Source organism: Nocardioides lentus (assembly GCF_039529515.1).
GTDB lineage: Bacteria > Actinomycetota > Actinomycetes > Propionibacteriales > Nocardioidaceae > Nocardioides > Nocardioides lentus.
In genome coordinates this window covers 1-15,254 of record NZ_BAAAMY010000010.1, presented here as the reverse complement: position 1 = coordinate 15,254, position 15,254 = coordinate 1, and the positions used below count along the sequence as shown (strand labels likewise).

At 75.1% G+C, this 15,254-nt stretch carries 18 protein-coding genes; 6 read left to right on the top strand and 12 right to left on the bottom strand.

From position 1 onward, the window contains the following. Position 1 precedes the first annotated feature (1 nt). The 5 genes from pdxA to ABD158_RS16695 all read right to left on the bottom strand — a co-directional run bounded on the left by pdxA (position 2) and on the right by ABD158_RS16695 (position 4,946). On the bottom strand, positions 2 to 1,051 hold the full coding sequence (pdxA, locus tag ABD158_RS16715) for a 4-hydroxythreonine-4-phosphate dehydrogenase PdxA (protein ID WP_344008747.1): 1,050 nt from the start codon (positions 1,049 to 1,051) through the stop codon (positions 2 to 4). Beyond that, positions 1,048 to 2,325 (bottom strand): four-carbon acid sugar kinase family protein, encoded by a 1,278-nt coding sequence (locus ABD158_RS16710; protein ID WP_344008746.1) that lies wholly within the window; start codon positions 2,323 to 2,325, stop codon positions 1,048 to 1,050. The genes pdxA and ABD158_RS16710 overlap by 4 nt, the downstream gene beginning before the upstream one ends. Beyond that, a complete protein-coding gene (locus ABD158_RS16705; protein ID WP_344008745.1) occupies positions 2,322 to 3,341 on the bottom strand; it encodes a 2-keto-3-deoxygluconate permease in 1,020 nt (339 codons plus the stop codon). The genes ABD158_RS16710 and ABD158_RS16705 overlap by 4 nt, the downstream gene beginning before the upstream one ends. A 350-nt stretch (positions 3,342 to 3,691) precedes the next feature. Then, a complete protein-coding gene (locus ABD158_RS16700) occupies positions 3,692 to 4,663 on the bottom strand; it encodes a catalase (protein WP_344008744.1) in 972 nt (323 codons plus the stop codon). Positions 4,664 to 4,763: 100 nt separating this feature from the next. Further along, complete coding sequence (locus ABD158_RS16695) at positions 4,764 to 4,946, bottom strand: hypothetical protein (RefSeq protein ID WP_344008743.1); 183 nt, start codon at positions 4,944 to 4,946, stop codon at positions 4,764 to 4,766. A gap of 121 nt (positions 4,947 to 5,067) precedes the next feature. Here ABD158_RS16695 and rraA point away from each other — a divergent pair, with 121 nt between their 5' ends. Next, entirely contained in the window at positions 5,068 to 5,541 is a 474-nt protein-coding gene (gene rraA / locus ABD158_RS16690) for a ribonuclease E activity regulator RraA (protein ID WP_344008741.1), read from the top strand. A 24-nt stretch (positions 5,542 to 5,565) separates the two neighbouring features. Here rraA and ABD158_RS16685 read toward each other — a convergent pair whose 3' ends face one another. Continuing rightward, on the bottom strand, positions 5,566 to 5,922 hold the full coding sequence (locus ABD158_RS16685; protein ID WP_344008740.1) for a nuclear transport factor 2 family protein: 357 nt from the start codon (positions 5,920 to 5,922) through the stop codon (positions 5,566 to 5,568). A 78-nt stretch (positions 5,923 to 6,000) separates the two neighbouring features. Here ABD158_RS16685 and ABD158_RS16680 point away from each other — a divergent pair, with 78 nt between their 5' ends. Together ABD158_RS16680 and ABD158_RS16675 are read left to right on the top strand one after the other, a co-directional pair. Next, positions 6,001 to 6,888 (top strand): MerR family transcriptional regulator, encoded by an 888-nt coding sequence (locus ABD158_RS16680; RefSeq protein ID WP_344008738.1) that lies wholly within the window; start codon positions 6,001 to 6,003, stop codon positions 6,886 to 6,888. 7 nt (positions 6,889 to 6,895) lie between these two features. Next, on the top strand, positions 6,896 to 7,756 hold the full coding sequence (locus tag ABD158_RS16675; RefSeq protein WP_344008737.1) for an Fpg/Nei family DNA glycosylase: 861 nt from the start codon (positions 6,896 to 6,898) through the stop codon (positions 7,754 to 7,756). A gap of 12 nt (positions 7,757 to 7,768) precedes the next feature. Here ABD158_RS16675 and ABD158_RS16670 read toward each other — a convergent pair whose 3' ends face one another. Then, entirely contained in the window at positions 7,769 to 8,956 is a 1,188-nt protein-coding gene (locus tag ABD158_RS16670; RefSeq protein WP_344008736.1) for a 4-hydroxybenzoate 3-monooxygenase, read from the bottom strand. Positions 8,957 to 9,042: 86 nt separating this feature from the next. On the opposite strand from ABD158_RS16670, the gene ABD158_RS16665 reads away from it, so the two are divergent. After that, complete coding sequence (locus ABD158_RS16665; RefSeq protein WP_344008735.1) at positions 9,043 to 9,543, top strand: 2'-5' RNA ligase family protein; 501 nt, start codon at positions 9,043 to 9,045, stop codon at positions 9,541 to 9,543. A 109-nt stretch (positions 9,544 to 9,652) separates the two neighbouring features. Beyond that, entirely contained in the window at positions 9,653 to 10,813 is a 1,161-nt protein-coding gene (locus ABD158_RS16660) for an FUSC family protein (protein ID WP_344008734.1), read from the top strand. A 7-nt stretch (positions 10,814 to 10,820) separates the two neighbouring features. Here the strand turns inward: ABD158_RS16660 and ABD158_RS16655 are convergent, their stop codons facing one another. From ABD158_RS16655 to ABD158_RS16645, 3 genes are all read right to left on the bottom strand, one after another. Beyond that, the gene (locus tag ABD158_RS16655; RefSeq protein ID WP_344008733.1) at positions 10,821 to 11,303 is read right to left on the bottom strand and encodes a DinB family protein; all 483 of its coding nucleotides are present in this window, start codon (positions 11,301 to 11,303) and stop codon (positions 10,821 to 10,823) included. A gap of 76 nt (positions 11,304 to 11,379) precedes the next feature. Further along, a complete protein-coding gene (locus ABD158_RS16650) occupies positions 11,380 to 12,321 on the bottom strand; it encodes an alpha/beta fold hydrolase (RefSeq protein ID WP_344008732.1) in 942 nt (313 codons plus the stop codon). 60 nt (positions 12,322 to 12,381) lie between these two features. After that, positions 12,382 to 12,807 (bottom strand): hypothetical protein, encoded by a 426-nt coding sequence (locus ABD158_RS16645; protein ID WP_344008731.1) that lies wholly within the window; start codon positions 12,805 to 12,807, stop codon positions 12,382 to 12,384. Positions 12,808 to 12,957: 150 nt separating this feature from the next. Between ABD158_RS16645 and ABD158_RS16640 the strand changes: the two genes are divergently transcribed. Next, a complete protein-coding gene (locus tag ABD158_RS16640) occupies positions 12,958 to 13,716 on the top strand; it encodes a response regulator (RefSeq protein WP_344008729.1) in 759 nt (252 codons plus the stop codon). 34 nt (positions 13,717 to 13,750) lie between these two features. Here the strand turns inward: ABD158_RS16640 and ABD158_RS16635 are convergent, their stop codons facing one another. Both ABD158_RS16635 and ABD158_RS16630 read right to left on the bottom strand, forming a co-directional pair. Continuing rightward, entirely contained in the window at positions 13,751 to 14,137 is a 387-nt protein-coding gene (locus ABD158_RS16635; RefSeq protein WP_344008728.1) for a hypothetical protein, read from the bottom strand. Continuing rightward, the gene (locus tag ABD158_RS16630) at positions 14,127 to 14,945 is read right to left on the bottom strand and encodes a signal peptidase I (RefSeq protein ID WP_344008727.1); all 819 of its coding nucleotides are present in this window, start codon (positions 14,943 to 14,945) and stop codon (positions 14,127 to 14,129) included. Before ABD158_RS16630 ends, ABD158_RS16635 begins: the two co-directional genes overlap by 11 nt. Between the last annotated feature and the right edge of the window lie 309 nt (positions 14,946 to 15,254).

Below are 15,254 nucleotides of genomic sequence, written 5' to 3'. Positions count from 1 at the left end.
GCTAGGACGTCGCCGTCTCGGAGGCGGTGCCCTGGGCGGTGCGCCAGACGTGGTCCCAGCCCGGCGCCAGGGCGGCGGCGCGCTCGGCGGCGAGCACGAGGCTGGCCTCGCGCGCGACGCCCTGACCGGCGATGTCGAAGGCGGTGCCGTGGTCGACCGACACCCGGACGACGGGCAGGCCGACCGTGATGTTGACGCCCTCGTCGCCGTAGACCGCCTTGAACGGCGCGTGGCCCTGGTCGTGGTAGCAGACCACCACCAGGTTCCACTTCCCCTGCACCGCCTGCGGGATCAGCGCGTCGGCCGGGAGCGGCCCGTGGACGTCGAGCCCGGCCGCGCGCGCCCGCTCCACGGCCGGGGCGAGGACGTCCGCGTCCTCGTCGCCGAAGATGCGGTTCTCGCCCGCGTGGGGGTTGAGGCCGGCGAGACCGATGCGCTCGTCGGGGCGACCCAGCGCCTTGGTGAACGCGCCGACCAGCTCGAGCACGGCATCGGTCCGCTCGGGGGTCACGTCGTCGATGGCCCGGCGCAGCGAGACGTGGGTGGTGAGGTGGAAGAAGTACAGGTCGCCGGCCGAGAGGACCAGGGAGAAGTTCGAGACGCCGAACTCGTGGGCGAGCAGCTCGGTGTGACCCGGGAACTTGTGCCCGCCGGCGTGCATCGCGGCCTTGTTGAGCGGCGCGGTGACGATGGCGTCGACGACCCCCTGCTTGGCCAGGGTGCAGGCCTCGACGACGAAGCGGTGGGACCCGTCGCCCGCGTCGGGGTGGATCTCGCCGAACGGCACGTGGCCCAGCGACGGGCCTGCCTGCAGCACCTCGAGCGTGTCGGGGTCGTTGGTGGCCTCGCGGACGTCGCCCAGCACGCGGACCTTCGCGGGGTCCTCCCCCACGACCTCGCAGCCACGGCGCAGCGAGTCGGCGTCGCCGATCACCACGGGGACGGCGCGCTCGCGCAGGTCGGGGTGGTGGAGCATCGTGCGCGCGGTGATCTCGGGGCTGATCCCCGCCACGTCGCCGAGGGTCAGGGCCAGGACGGGCTTGTCGGTCATCGGGTTTCCTCCGGGGTCGGGGACGGATCAGGAGCGGTGCTGGTCAGGGTGTCGAGCATGCGGAGCAGGGTGGCGTCGTCGCCGAACCCACCCGCCTTCGTGACGACGGGCAGGCCGTCCAGGTCGCCGCCGGCGACCTCGCCGTGGGGCACGCCCTCGAGCAGGCGGCCGCGGATGCGGACGCCGTGGGCGCCCGTCGCGCGCAGCGTGGCCTCGGCGCCGTCGCCGCCCACCAGGACGACGCCGTCGAAGCCGCCGGCTCCGAGCCAGGCGGCGGTACGACGGCCGAGCGCGGTCGCGAGCGCGGCGCTGCGGCCGGGCTCCGAGCGCTCCTCGGGGGAGACGAGCACGACCGGCCCGTCGCCGGCGGGGGCCGCCGGGTCGGCGGCCGGGCCGAGCAGGTCGTCGACGTCCGTGGTGACCACCGTGGTGTCGTCGCGGCCGGCCACGAGCGCGACCACCTGGTCGCGGGCGGTCGCGTGGTGGGAGGAGACGAGGACGAGCGGGCGTCGTACCGCCACGGTCGGGGGCACGACCTCGGGGTCGCCGCCCCACCGTCGCGCCAGCGGCGCGGCGAGCCCGGCGGAGCCCACCGGGACCACCCGGGAGCCGAGCGCGACGACCACCGCGGCGACGCGGTCGAGGTCGGCCTCGTCGCGCGCGTCGACGGCCACGACGTCGGCGCCGGTGGCCGCCCAGGCGGAGGCCACCGCCTCGGGGTCGACCGGGTCCGCGGGCGCGGGGGCCGACACCGAGCCCGGCACCAGGTCGCTCACGTGGTCGTGGCGGACCGGGGTGACGGGGTCGCGGCCGGCGGGCGAGGCCGACACGGGCACGCCGTGCACCGTCAGGACCCCGTCGCGGACCTCCCGACCCATGGCCGGGTAGGCGGGGCAGAGCACGACGAAGGCGTCGGGCCGCGTCCGACGGCGCGCCGCGAGCGCGCCGCGCACCTGGCCGGCGGCGGAGCCGCGGAGCGTGGAGTCGACCTTCAGGTAGAGGTGGTCGTCGGCGCTCAGCGCCTCGGCCTCGACGGCCTCACGGGTCAGCGCGGCCGCCTCGCCGACCGGCAGGGCGCGGCCGTCGGTGGAGACGGCCAGCACCCCGGGCGCCGTGGGCGCGTCGGCGTCGAGGACCATCCGCAGCGTGCTCGGCCACCCGGCCACGGCGAACTGCACGCCGCAGTCGTTCGCGCCGGTGAGGTCGTCGGCGACCACCAGCACGCGCGCCGGGTGGCCGCTCGTCCTCGCCTGACGGGCTGTCGCCCCGCTCACGCCCTCGCGTCCTCGACGAGCTCGACGCCGTCCTCGTCGACGACCGTGAGCCCGCCCTCCCGCTTGAGCACCCAGGCGGCGATGGCCGGGGCGAGGATGGCGGTGATGAGCGCGGAGGCGGCGACCTGGGCGGTCGCGGTCTCGACGTACGGCGCGAAGCGGGGGTCCGCCGCGGCCACGATGGCCGGGGTGGCGATGGCGTTGCCCGCGGTCGTGCCCGCGGCGAACCCGAGCCCGCTCTTGATGCCGCGGCGCAGCACGAGCTTGTAGGACAGGTAGACCAGCGCTCCCGTCACCGGGGCGACGATGGCGCCGACCACGAGACCGGAGGCGCCGCCCCGCACGACGTTCTCCAGGTCGATGCCGGTGCCGAGCCCGAAGGCGAAGAACGGGATGACGATGGACGGGGTCGGGCGCATGATCTCGCGCCACTTCGGGTCGAGGTTGCCGACGAGCATGCCGAGCAGGAACGGCAGCACCGCGCCGAGGAGCAGCAGACCGGGGATCGCGGCGAGACCCGAGGCGCCGAGGAAGAGCATCGTGAAGAACGGCCCGTCGTTGACCGCCGAGGCCATGTAGGCGCCGCGGTCGCGCTTGTCGCCGTACCTGCCTGCGAACGCGAGCCACAGCCCGCCGTTGGAGTTGTCGATCGCCACGAGCAGGGCGAGGATCGACACCCCCGCGATGCCGTCGATCCCGACGATCAGGCCGAGGCCGACGACCAGGGCCGCCGGGATCAGGGACTTCGCGACCAGGATCGTCGCGGCGTGCGCCAGCACGGGACCGCTCGTGCGCACCGTGACGTGGGTGCCCGTGGCGAAGATCAGCAGCGCGATGAGGGCGAGGGCGCCGTCGCGGAACAGCGCCGTGGTGAAGCTGCCGATCTCGAGGGCCGGCATCGCGAACGTCCCCACGATCGAGCCGAGCACGAGCGGCACCAGCATCAGCCCACCGGGGATGCGGTTCATCGTGTCGTAGATCGGGACGAGGGTCTTCTCTGCTGCGGGGTGGGACATGGGGCTCCGTCGTCGAGGTGGACCGGTCAGTACGAGTTGTCCGTACAGGTGGTCCTACTGTGAGACCGGCCACGACGGCTGTCAACCCCCGGGTCCTCCTCTCACGTCCACCCGATCGGTCCCCCGCGGCCCTCGCCCCGCCCGAGAGGTCGGGAGCGGCGCTCGTGCGTGACCACCCGGCGTGGGTCGCGCGTGACGGCCCCGGCGCGAGGCGCAGTCGCGGGTCGGGGTCGGCGGCCGGGCGACGGACGGGGGTCACGTCACCGCGTACGCCGGGGGGCCGCGCACCTGCTGCTCGTCGTCCCTCCCGGGCCGACCCGGTGGTGCCCCCGGAGCCGTCGCCGGAGGGGTCAGCGCAGGTGCATCGGGCACGCGGCGCCGCTGCGGCGGCGGGCGGACTCGGCGTACACGAAGGAGCGGATCCGCAGGATGGGGTCGTCGGAGGGCTCGATGCCGTCGACGAGGCGCATCGGGTCGTGGACGAGGACGTCGCCGTCGCGCTCGCGGGTCCGGTCGAGGTCGGTGATCTCGATGCCGCCCATGTCGACCCACTCGCGGTCGGCGGGCCAGGCCTTGCTCGGGTCCGTGGTCTGGTCGCCGTCCGCGGCGAGCTGGACCATCACGCGGTAGGTGATCGGCAGCTCGTCGACGATGCCCGCCATCAGGTAGTCGGGGTCGGCGTCGGCCCACTCGTCCGGCGGCAGGCTGTGCTCACCGGCGTCGGGGACCAGCGTCCAGCGCACCCAGTGACCCCGGTCCTCGGCGTCGACCAGACGGAACGCGTTGAGGGAGTGGAAGACCATCGTGGCCCAGCTGCGGGGCGGGGCGCCCACGGTCGCGACGACCTCGCCGGCGGCGGCGACGTCGGGGTGGTCCGCGAGGAACCGTGCGGTCGCCTCCTCGCCCTCGTGCTGGGCGCGCAGCAGGTCGCGGAAGTCCTCGGGGGTGCCGGCCGGGAAGACGGGCCAGTCCTGGCAGACGAGGTCGGTACGCCGCCCGTCGGGCAGGTAGAACTTGACCGCCATCCCGCGCGGGTCGCCCTCGGTGGAGTCGCGCTCGTCGGTGCTGGGGAAGCCGTTGGAGTAGCGCACCGTCACCGGCACCGGCTCTCCCTGCAGGTGGGTCGCCCGGCTGAGCCCACGCGCCCGCGGGGTGGCGGTGAAGGTGCCGGACATGACCACGCCCTTGTGGTGGGTGACCCGCTGCCCGTCCGGCGAGCCGAGGACCTCGACGACGGTGTCGACGACGTCGAGGGCCAGGGCCCGCATCTCGTCGTTGCTGCGGGTCGCGGACTCGGCCGCGGACTGTCGGGTCACCGTCATGGCGGGCTCCAGGGGTCGACGTGTGGCGATTGTCACCCCCGGGGCCGGTGTCGACAAGACCCGCGAGGACCGTGCGGCGGGAGCTCCCGCCGCGGCGCGGTCAGGCGGCGTGGTCGGCGTCGGCGGTGCACACGCGCAGGTCGGGCCCGTCGTCGGCCGTGCCGACGACACCGTCGACGGGGCCCACCGGACCGTCGGTGGGGTGGTCGCCAGGGGCGTCCCGGCGGGCCTCGAGGCGCACCTCGGCCCCGCAGACGGAGCAGGGGCGGCGGTCGGCGTACACGTCTCGGAGCCTACGCACCCGTCGGCCGCCGACGCCCGCGCGTGGTGGACTCCTCCCGGAGCGGCGTCGACCCGCCGCCCCGGCGACACCTGCGCGCCGACCCCCATGCCGAGGAGCCCCCATGAGCGACGTCACGCCCACCGCCGACCTGGTCGACGAGCACGGGGAGGCGCTGGAGTCGTGCGACACGCAGCTGCGCAGCTTCGGTCGCCGTCGCCGGTTCACCGGCGAGATCGTCACCGTGCGCTGCCACCAGGACAACGCGCTGCTCAAGTCGGTGCTCGGCGAGCCGGGCCACGGCAAGGTGCTCGTCGTCGACGGCGGCGGATCGCTCCACACCGCCCTGGTCGGCGACGTGATCGGCGACCTGGCCGTCTCGAACGGCTGGGCGGGCATCGTCGTGCACGGGGCCATCCGCGACTCCGCGCTGATCGACGGCCTCGACCTCGGGGTGAAGGCGCTCGGCACCAACCCCCGCAAGTCGAGCAAGGACGGGACCGGGGAGCGCGACGTCGTCGTCACCTTCGGCGAGGCCGTCTTCACCCCCGGCCGCACGCTGGTCAGCGACGAGGACGGGGTCGTCGTCCTGCCCTGAGGCGCCCCGGGCCCACGCCGCCGCTCAGGGCGCGATGTGGAGCTCGGCGACCAGGTCGTCGACGAGGGTGAAGCGGTAGCGCAGGTCGGCGACGCCGCCCGGGAAGTCGCCCTCCAGCCGCTGGACGGCGACCCACCGGGTCGGGTCGTCGTCGTCGCGCTCGGCGCCGACCAGCTCGGTGGTGTACGTGTACTCGCCGCCCGCCGCGGCCAGGAAGTCGCGCACCTCGTCGCGGCCGCGGTAGGTGTGCCCCTGGTCGGTGACGACGACGTCGGGCGCGAAGGTTCGGGTGGCGGCGTCGGTCTCCCCCGCGGCGTGGGCCGCGAGGTAGGCCCGGACGGTGGTGGGGAGCTCGTGGGCCTGGATCGGTGTGGTGGTCATGGCGCCACGCTGGGGCGTCCCCACCCGGGAGGGTCAAGCGCTGGACCCTCCCCCGGGGAGAGGGTGGAGACTGCCCGGGTGCTGGCGATCGGTGAGTTCTCCACCCTGACCCACCTGAGCGTCCGCACCCTGCGGCGCTACCACGACGCGGGGCTGCTCGTGCCGGCCGCGGTGGACGAGGCGACCGGCTACCGCTCCTACGCCCCCGAGCAGATCCCCACCGCGCAGGTGATCCACCGGCTGCGCGAGCTCGACGTCCCGCTGCCGGCCGTACGACGGATCCTGGCCTCCCCGGACCCCACCGACCGGGCGGCGCTCGTGGCCGCGCACCTGCGCGACCTGGAGGCCGAGCTGGCGCGCACCCGCGCGGCCGTGGCGTCGCTGCGTCGGCTGCTGGAGCCCACGCCGCCGCCACTGGCCGTCGAGCTGCGCGCGGTGCCGGCGACGACCGTCGCCGCGGTCGAGGGCGAGGTCGCGCACGACGACCTCCTGGCCTGGTACGCCGGGGCGATGGCCGAGCTGGACGCGGCGCTCCGCTCGGGGCAGGACGCCGGACACGACACCGGACACGACACCGGACCGACCGCCGGCCCGCCGGGCGGGGCGTTCGACAACGCGCTGTTCGAGGTCGGCCGCGGGCACGCGCTGGTCCACCGCCCGACGACGCGACCGCCGCGGCGCGGGCGGGTGCACCCGGTCCTCCTGCCGGCCGTCGAGCTGGCCGTGACCGTCCACGCCGGGCCGCACGACGACATCGACGTCACGTACGGCGAGCTCGGGGCGTGGGTGGTCGCCAACGCGCTCGCCGTCGCCGGGCCGGTGCGCGAGACCTACCTGGTCGGCCCGCGGGACACCGCCGAGCCCGCGGCGTGGCGCACCGAGATCGGGTGGCCCGTGTTCCGGGTCGCCGCGTCGCGGACGCCGTCCGGACGACCCGGGCCGGCCGGTTGGGACGCACCGGGATGATCGCGAGGTGCCCGAAGGCCACAGCATCCACCGTCACGCGCGCCGTCACCGCTCCCTGCTGGGCGGACGGCGGGTGCGGGCGTCGAGCCCGCAGGGGCGCTTCGCCGAGGGCGCGGCGCTGATCGACGGCGCCGAGCTCGTCGCGACGGAGGCGTGGGGCAAGCACCTGTTCCACCACTACCGCGACCAGCCCGAGGCCGAGCCGCTGGTGCTGCACGTCCACCTGGGGTTGTACGGGAAGTTCCGCGAGGGTCACGGCGAGCCCGACGAGCCCCGCGGGGCGCTCCGGCTGCGGCTCGTCGGCGAGACCGACGGCTCCGAGGGCGACGACGAGGCGCCCTGGCTGGACCTGCGCGGACCCACGGCCTGCGAGCTGCTGCTGCCCACCGAGCGCGACGCGCTCCTGGCGCGGCTCGGCCCCGACCCGCTGCGGCCCCGCACCGACCCGACCCCCTGGCTCGAGCGCGTCGGGCGCAGCCGGGCGCCCCTCGGCACGCTGCTGATGGACCAGTCCGTGGTCGCGGGGATCGGCAACGTCTACCGCGCCGAGCTCCTCTTCCGCCACGGCCTCGACCCGCACCTGCCGGGCCGCGACGCCGACCCGACGACGCTGCGCACGGCGTGGGACGACCTGGTGCGCCTGATGACCGCCGGCGTCCGGTCCGGGCGGATCGTGACCACCGAGCCCGAGCACCGCGAGCGCTTCTCCGGCCGCGCCCGGCGGCAGGACGCGCACTACGTCTACGGCCGCGCCGGGCTCACCTGCCGCGTGTGCGGCGCCGAGGTCGTCGACGACCAGCTCGCCGCGCGGCGCCTGTTCTGGTGCCCGTCCTGCCAGCCTCCCGGCGGCGGCGCGCGGAGCCGCTGAGGCCAGGACGCCTCAGCGGGCGCCGGGCCAGCCGGTGTAGGCCTCGGCCAGGTAGGTCGAGCCGGCGACGGAGGAGGCGAGGAGGGCGAGCTCGCCCTCCTGGCGGCGGACGTCGAAGGGGGTGGCGTCGGGGAGCGTGTGGAGCATCGTGGTCATCCAGTACGAGAAGTGCTGGGTCCTCCAGACCCGCCCGAGTGCGCGCTCGCTGTAGGTCTCGAGCGGCGCCGGGTCACCCTTCGCGACCGCGCGCTCGAGCTCCTCGGCGAGCACGCGGACGTCCGCCAGCGCGAGGTTGAGGCCCTTCGCGCCGGTGGGCGGCACGGTGTGGGCGGCGTCGCCGACGAGCACGAGCCGCCCGTGGTGCATCGGCTCCTGCACGAAGCTGCGGAACGGCAGCACCGACCGCGACGTGATCGGACCCTGCCGCAGCGTGTAGCCGTTGGCGCCGACGCGGGAGGTCAGCTCCTCCCAGATCCGGTCGTCGGACCAGTCGGCGACGTCCTCGCCCGGGTCGCACTGGAAGTACATGCGCTGCAGGCTCTCGGTGCGCGAGCTGATCAGCGCGAACCCCCGCGGCGAGTGGTTGTAGATCAGCTCGGGGGCGCTCGGGGGCGCCTCGGTGAGGATCCCGAACCAGGCGAAGGGGTACTCGCGGAAGTACTGCCGACGCGCCGCCTGCGGCACCTGCGCGCGGCACAGGCTGCGCGAGCCGTCGGCGCCGACGACGAAGTCGGCGACGAGCTCGTGCTCCTCGCCCGCGGCGTCGGTGAACCGGACGCGCGGGGCGTCGGTCCCCAGGCCCTCGACGGCCACGTCGGTCACGCCGAAGCGGACGTCGCCGCCGTCGCGCTCGCGGGCGTCGGCGAGGTCGACGAAGACGTCGGTCTGGGGGTAGAGCTGCGTCGCGGCCCCGACGAGCCCGGTGAAGTCCACCCGGTGGCTGCCGCCGCCGAAGGCCAGCTCGATGCCCTCGTGGCGGTAGCCGTCGCGCAGCACCCGGTCCGAGACCCCCGTGTCGACCAGGAGGTCCACGGAGTCCTGCTCGAGGATCCCCGCCCGGTGGGTCTCCTCGATCTCGCGGCGGCTGCGGAGCTCGACCACGACGGACGCGACGCCGGCGCGGGCCAGCAGGTGGGACAGCAGCAGCCCGGCCGGCCCGCCGCCGACGACGGCGACCTGGGTGCGTGTGGTGGTGGTCACGGCTCGAGGGTGCTCCGGTCCCCGGCCCGGGACGAGGGCGCGGTTCCGCTGGACGGAAACAACGGGCCGGCGGGTACCCCTCCCCCATGGACCCCCTCGTCGTGACCCTCGAGCTCGACGAGGAGACCCAGCAGCGGTTCGACGCGGAGCGGCGCGAGCTGTTCCCGGCCGGTCGGACGGCGGTCGGCGCCCACCTGACGCTGTTCCACGCCGTGCCCGGCGAGCGGGAGCGGCAGGTGCTCGCCGACGTGGCGCAGGAGGCGCGGCGGCCCACCTTCGGGCTGCGCGTCCGCGAGGTGATGGCGCTCGGCAGGGGTGCGGCGTACCGGCTCGAGGCCGAGGAGCTCGTCGCGATCCACCGCCGCCTGCAGCGGGCGTGGGCCGACGGCCTCACGCGGCAGGACGGCCAGGGCCTGCGCCCCCACGTCACCGTGCAGAACAAGGTGACCCCCGAGGTCGCCCGGGCGACCGTCGAGCGGCTGCGCGCCGGCTTCGAGCCGTACGACGTGACGGCCGCGGCCCTGGCCGTGTGGCGCTACGTCGGCGGGCCCTGGGAGCCGGTGGAGCGGTTCCCGTTCGAGGGCTGAGCCGAGGGCGGGGCCGACAGCGGGGCCGACAGCGGGGCCGACGCGGCTCGGCGGGCTGTGAGGGTCGTCTCGTGCTCCCCTACTGTCAGGGACGGTCGAGGAGGACGAGATGACACAGATGGAGCACCGCCTGGCGCGCGCCCGGCGGTGGCGCGGGGTCCGCACGGTGACGCGGGCGGAGGTGCGCACCCCGATCCTGCAGGCCGTCAAGGCCTCGGTGGCGGTGGCCGCCGCCTGGGCCTTGGCGGACACCTGGCTGCAGCTGCAGCAGCCCTTCCTCGCCCCCTGGGCCGCGCTGCTGACGGTGCACGCCACGGTCTTCCGATCGGTCAAGGGCGGCGCGCAGATCGTCGTGGCGTCGTTCCTCGGGATCCTGCTGTCCTTCGCCGCGGTGCAGGTGATCGGCTACGGCACGCTCGCCCTGGCCCTGTCGGTGCTCGTCGGGCTGGCGGTCAGCAACGTCCGCGGCCTGCGGACCGAGGGCGTCACCGTCGCGACGACCGCGCTCTTCGTGCTGACCGCGGGCTACGCGCAGAACGAGACGATCCTGATGCACCGCTTCGCCGACACGCTGCTCGGCGTCGGCGTCGGCCTGGTCGTCAACATACTGATCCTGCCCCCGCTGGACCACGGGCTGGCGGAGCGCCAGCGCGACCTGGTCACCACCCGCCTCGGGCGGCTGCTGCTGCGGATGGCCGACGAGATGTCCCACTCCGCCCGCGAGGAGCAGGCCGAGGCGTGGGTCCAGGAGACCCGCGAGATCGACCGTGACCTCGACCGCGCCGAGGAGCTGCTCCGCTTCTCGGCCGAGAGCCACCGCTGGAACCCACGGCGACGGGTCTCGCGCCGCGTCGCCGACGTCGAGGCCGGCGAGGTCGAGCTCGTCCGGCTCGAGGACGCCGTGGCCCGCGCGCGCTCGATCGCCCGCATCGTCGGCGAGGCCGTGGCCACGTCCGCCGAGTGGGACCCCCGCTTCCGCGAGCCCTGGCTCGCCCTCCTCCACGAGGCGGGCGTCCGGGCGACCGACTGGGACCCCTCGCTCGACGAGCTGAGCAACCGGGTCGGCGAGCTGACCGACCAGCTGTCCGGGGTCGAGCTGCCGGGCCGCTTCTGGCCGGTCTACGGCGCGCTGCTGCAGTCGCTCGACGTGATCATCATGGTCGTCGACGAGGTCATCGGCGACGGCGAGGTCGTGCCGGAGTCGCTCGGCGGCCGCGACCGCGACCGTCGTACCGGCGAGAGCAGCGACAGCTCCGACGGCGAGGGGTAGGCGGGCCTCACTCCCGGGCGGCCAGCACCTGCTCGCGCAGGATGTCCGCGTGTCCGCTGTGGTGGGCCAGCTCGCGCAGCACCTGCAGCCGCAGCGCCCAGACCGCCCGCAGGCCCCGACCCCTCACCTCGTCGTCGGGGGCGAGGTCGGCGAGGTGGCGCCGCGCGTCCTCGCAGGCCCGCCGGTGGGCCTCGCGGACCGAGGCGATCGTGTCGTCACGACGCAGCGCGAAGGAGCGGGTCGGCGTCGAGGCGACGCCGAGGTCGCGCAGCGACGTGCCGGTGACGGCCTGGTCGAACCAGACCCGCTCGACGTAGGTCACGTGCTTGAGCAGCCCGAGCAGGGTGGTGGCCGAGGGGACCAGGCGGCGCCGGGCCTCCTCCTCGGTGAGGTCGTCGAGCGCACCGGAGAGGTGGGCGCGGTACTCCTCCAGCAGCTCGTCGATCCGGCCGGTCAGGTCGTCGGTCCAGGCGTGGTCGTGCGGGGTCATGCCCCGAGGGTGCCGGGCGGACGCCCGGGAGGCCACCGTCCGTGCCGTCCCGGCACCTCGGACCCGACCCCGGGCATCACGACGAGAGGAGCGCCCGGACCTGCTCCGCGACGGTCGCCGCCCCGGCGGCGCCCATCGTGATCGTGTAGTGGTTGACGTCCTCCACGTCGTACGGCGCGAGCCGGGGCAGCCGGGTCGCGGCGGCGGTGACGGCGTCGAGGGGATAGAGCCCCTCCGGCTCGTCCATCAGCCCGCGGGGCGCCCGCAGGAACGTGACCGGCAGCCCGGCCGCCGCGACCGCGTCCAGCGCCGCCAGGTGGGCGGGGTGGCCGAACAGCTCGGCGCCGTCGGCGGCCATCGCCTGCACCCGAGTGCTGGGCCGCAGCTCGGGCTCGGTGCCGACGAGGTCGTAGTCGACGTACGCCTCGACCGCCGGGCTCCAGTCGTGGGTGAACGCGGGGTGGTCGCGCCAGAACGCCCGGTACGCCGCCCGGTCCGGGAAGGTCATCGTCAGCCGCCGGCCCGCCGGGCCGAGCGCGGCGGCCACGTCGGGCTCCGCGCCGCTCCCGGAGTCCGAGGTGGCGGCGTCCGGGGCGGCGGCGGGCACGGGCAGCGGCAGTCCCCCGTCGACGAGCAGCAGCGCACGGGCCCGGTCGGGCACGAGCGCCGCGAGCTGCACGGCGACGAACCCGCCCATGGAGTGGCCGGCCATCACGACCGGACCCTCGGTGAGCGCCTCGAGCGCGAGGCGGACGTCCTCCGCGTGCCGGGCCATCCCGTACGGCGGGGGAAGGTCCGCGCTACGACCCCGGCCGCGCAGGTCCGGCGCCACGACGCGGACGCCGGGCAGCGCCGCCGCGACGAGCGGCCAGCTGCGGTGGCTGGCGGTGATCCCGTGGATCGCGAGCAGGGTCGGGGCGGCCGGGTCGTCCGGTCCCCAGAGCCCGACGGCGAGCTCTCCCCCGTCGACTCCGACGGTCGTGGTGCGGTAGGTCGGCTCGGGCGACGTGCTCGTCATGTGACCACTGTGCACCCTCGCACGACCTGCCGGGCGCGTGCGTGGAGCGGCGGACGGCGCTCAGCAGGTGAAGGTGCGGCTCCAGGTGGGGCCGGTCCAGTTCGACAGGCGAGGCTCGACGACGACGCGGAAGGTGAGCGTCGCGCCCAGGTTGAACACGTTCGGCGCGACCAGCGTCGCGGAGCGGGACCCGGTGGTCTCGGTGTCGACCTGGGTGGTGCCGCGGAAGAGCGTGTAGGTGTACTGGGTGTCCTCGAGCCCGGCGTCGGTGAAGCCGTTGACGGTGAAGCGCGCGCCCTTCGACAGGAAGCCGCTGGTGCACTGCGCCGAGCCGTTGACGTCGGCGGGCGCGGTGAGGGTGGCGGTGCCGACGCTCATGGCCGGGGCGGCCCGGCCGGAGAACGCGGCGTGGGCGACCTGCGGGGCGACGAGCAGCACCAGGGCGCAGACGACGACGGAGACGGCGCGGCGCACGTGGTCGGCCACCGGTCCCCCCTCGTCCTCGTCGTCGTCACGGTCCCTCCCCGGGCCGTGGGCACCAGTCTGGCCGCCCCAGGTCAAGCCGTCCCGGCTTCCGCCACAAGCCTCGGGCGCGTTCGGGCTCAAGGAAGACTCAAGGTCTGGCATCCTTCACCCATGACGACGCCCCCCACCCTGGCTGAGCGACGCGCGCTCGTCGTCGAGGACGACGAGGACATCAGCGAGCTCATCAGCTTCACGCTGGCCAAGCAGGGCTTCGACGTCCGCACTGCCCACGACGGGCCGTCCGCCGTCGCCGCCGTCCCGGAGTTCGACCCGGACCTGATCACCCTCGACCTCGGCCTGCCCGGCCTGGACGGTCTCGAGGTGTGCCGACGGGTCCGCACGACCACCGACGCCTACGTCGTGATGATCACCGCGCGCGGCGACGAGGTGGACCGGCTGATCGGTCTCGAGACCGGCGCCGACGACTTCCTGGCGAAGCCCTTCAGCTCGCGGGAGCTCGCGGCGCGCGTCAACGCGATGTTCCGCCGTCCCCGGCGCGGACCGGCCACGCCGGAGCAGCCCGCCGAGGAGCCGGCCCGGGCGATGCCGGGCGAGGACCACGAGGTCCTGCGCCACGGCGCGCTGGTCGTCGACGTCGACGGCCGCCAGGTGCACCGCGACGGCACCGAGCTCGAGCTGACGCGCACCGAGTTCGACCTGCTCACCGAGCTGATGCGCACGCCGGCGAGGGTGTGGAGCCGCGAGGCGCTGCTGCGCTCGGTGTGGGGCAACGAGTGGGCCTCCGACACCCACCTCGTCGAGGTGCACGTCGGCAACCTGCGCCGCAAGCTCAGCCAGGGCGCCGGTGACCGTCGGTTCATCCGCACGGTCCGCGGCGTCGGCTACCGCATGGAGGCGGCCGCCGACTGACGCGTCGGCGGCTCGACCGTCGACCGGTCGTCGCTCAGGAGCTCAGGTAGTCGCTCAGCGCCGCGTCGGCCCGACGGGCCGCGGTGCGGAGCGCGTCCGCGCGACGGCGGGCGGAGCCGAGGTCCATGCGCCGGACGTCGGTCTCGATCTCGCCCGCGAGGGCCGCGAGCTCGCGGGTGCCGGCGGTGGTCGAGGAGACCTTGAGGCTGAGCAGCGCGTCCATCGCCTTGTCGAGGTCCGCCTCGGTCAGGGCGTCGTCGATGCGGGTGACGCGACGGTCGAGCAGCGCCTGGTAGCGACGGGCGAAGGCACGGGCGAACGACTCGTCCTCCATGTCGGAGGCGAGCTTGCCGAGGGCAGACGGGTCCAGCGCCGCGGCGTCGAGCGCCGCGGAACCGGCCGAGGTGTCCTCAGGTGCCACGGGGCCCTCCGTCTCGGTGCTGGTCGGCACCCGGTCGGGCGCTGCTGGGCATGATCGTAGGGGTACCGGCCGCCGCGCGAGAGGACTCCGCGCCGACGGGGCCGTCGATCGGGTCCGCGTCGTCGGTGTCGTCGTCGGTGTCCCGATCGGTGCCCTCGTCGGTGTCCTCGTCGGTGTCCTCGTGGCGCCAGATGCCGGCCAGGCCCATCACCAGCAGCCCGGCGACGGCGCCCCACAGCACGTAGGTCTGCACGACCGGGGCGCGCAGGGCTCGGATGGCGGAGCCGAGGTGCGGCACGACGTGCACGGTCTCCCAGACCTCGTCGCCCTCGAGAGTGGCGGTCCAGGGGTCCTTGTTGTCGTTGTTGTCGCCCTTGGTCTGCACGACCGGGCGACCGTCGGCGGAGGTGGTCACGCCGATCACGCGGTGGGTCTCGACGCGGTGGTCCTCGACCGGGATGTGGTAGCTGATGACGTCGCCGACCTCGACCTCGTCGACCGGCTTGGGCACGGAGACGACGACGTCGCCCGGGGCGATCATCGGCTCCATGCTGCCGGTGAGCATCGTCGCCGTGCGGTAGCCCAGCACGTGCGGGCCGACGGCGAGGAAGCAGAAGACCGCGACCACCGCGCCCAGCACCACCCAGCCGACCAGGCGCACGCCGACACGGGCGGCGCCGGCGGCCCCGGAGGCCCGGGAGAGCCCGCGCGGCGCGGTCCGCGCCGGCGCGGCGTCGGCACGACGGCGCGCGGCGCCGCGGTGGCGGCCGATCTCCGTCGTCCGACGGGGCGTGATCGCGATCGACATCGCGGGCTCCTTCCGGGTGGGTGGTGCGGGTGCGGTGAGTGGTGGTCGTCGGCCACGGGGGGACCGACGACCGGGGCCGAACGGGCGCCTCCTCCCCCCCAGGCGAGGCGCCCGTCCGGCAGGCCGGGTCAGCCGAGCATCAGCGGAAGTCGGCGGTGCGCTGGGTGGCGTCGAAGGTGAACGTGATCGTGTTGCTCAGACCCTGGAAGTCGTTGCCCGCCGCCTGCGGCAGCACCAGCTCCGCACGCAGGTTCGCGACCTTCGCCCCCGAGTTCAGCGCCGTCGTCGCCGCCGCCAGGTCCAGGTTCT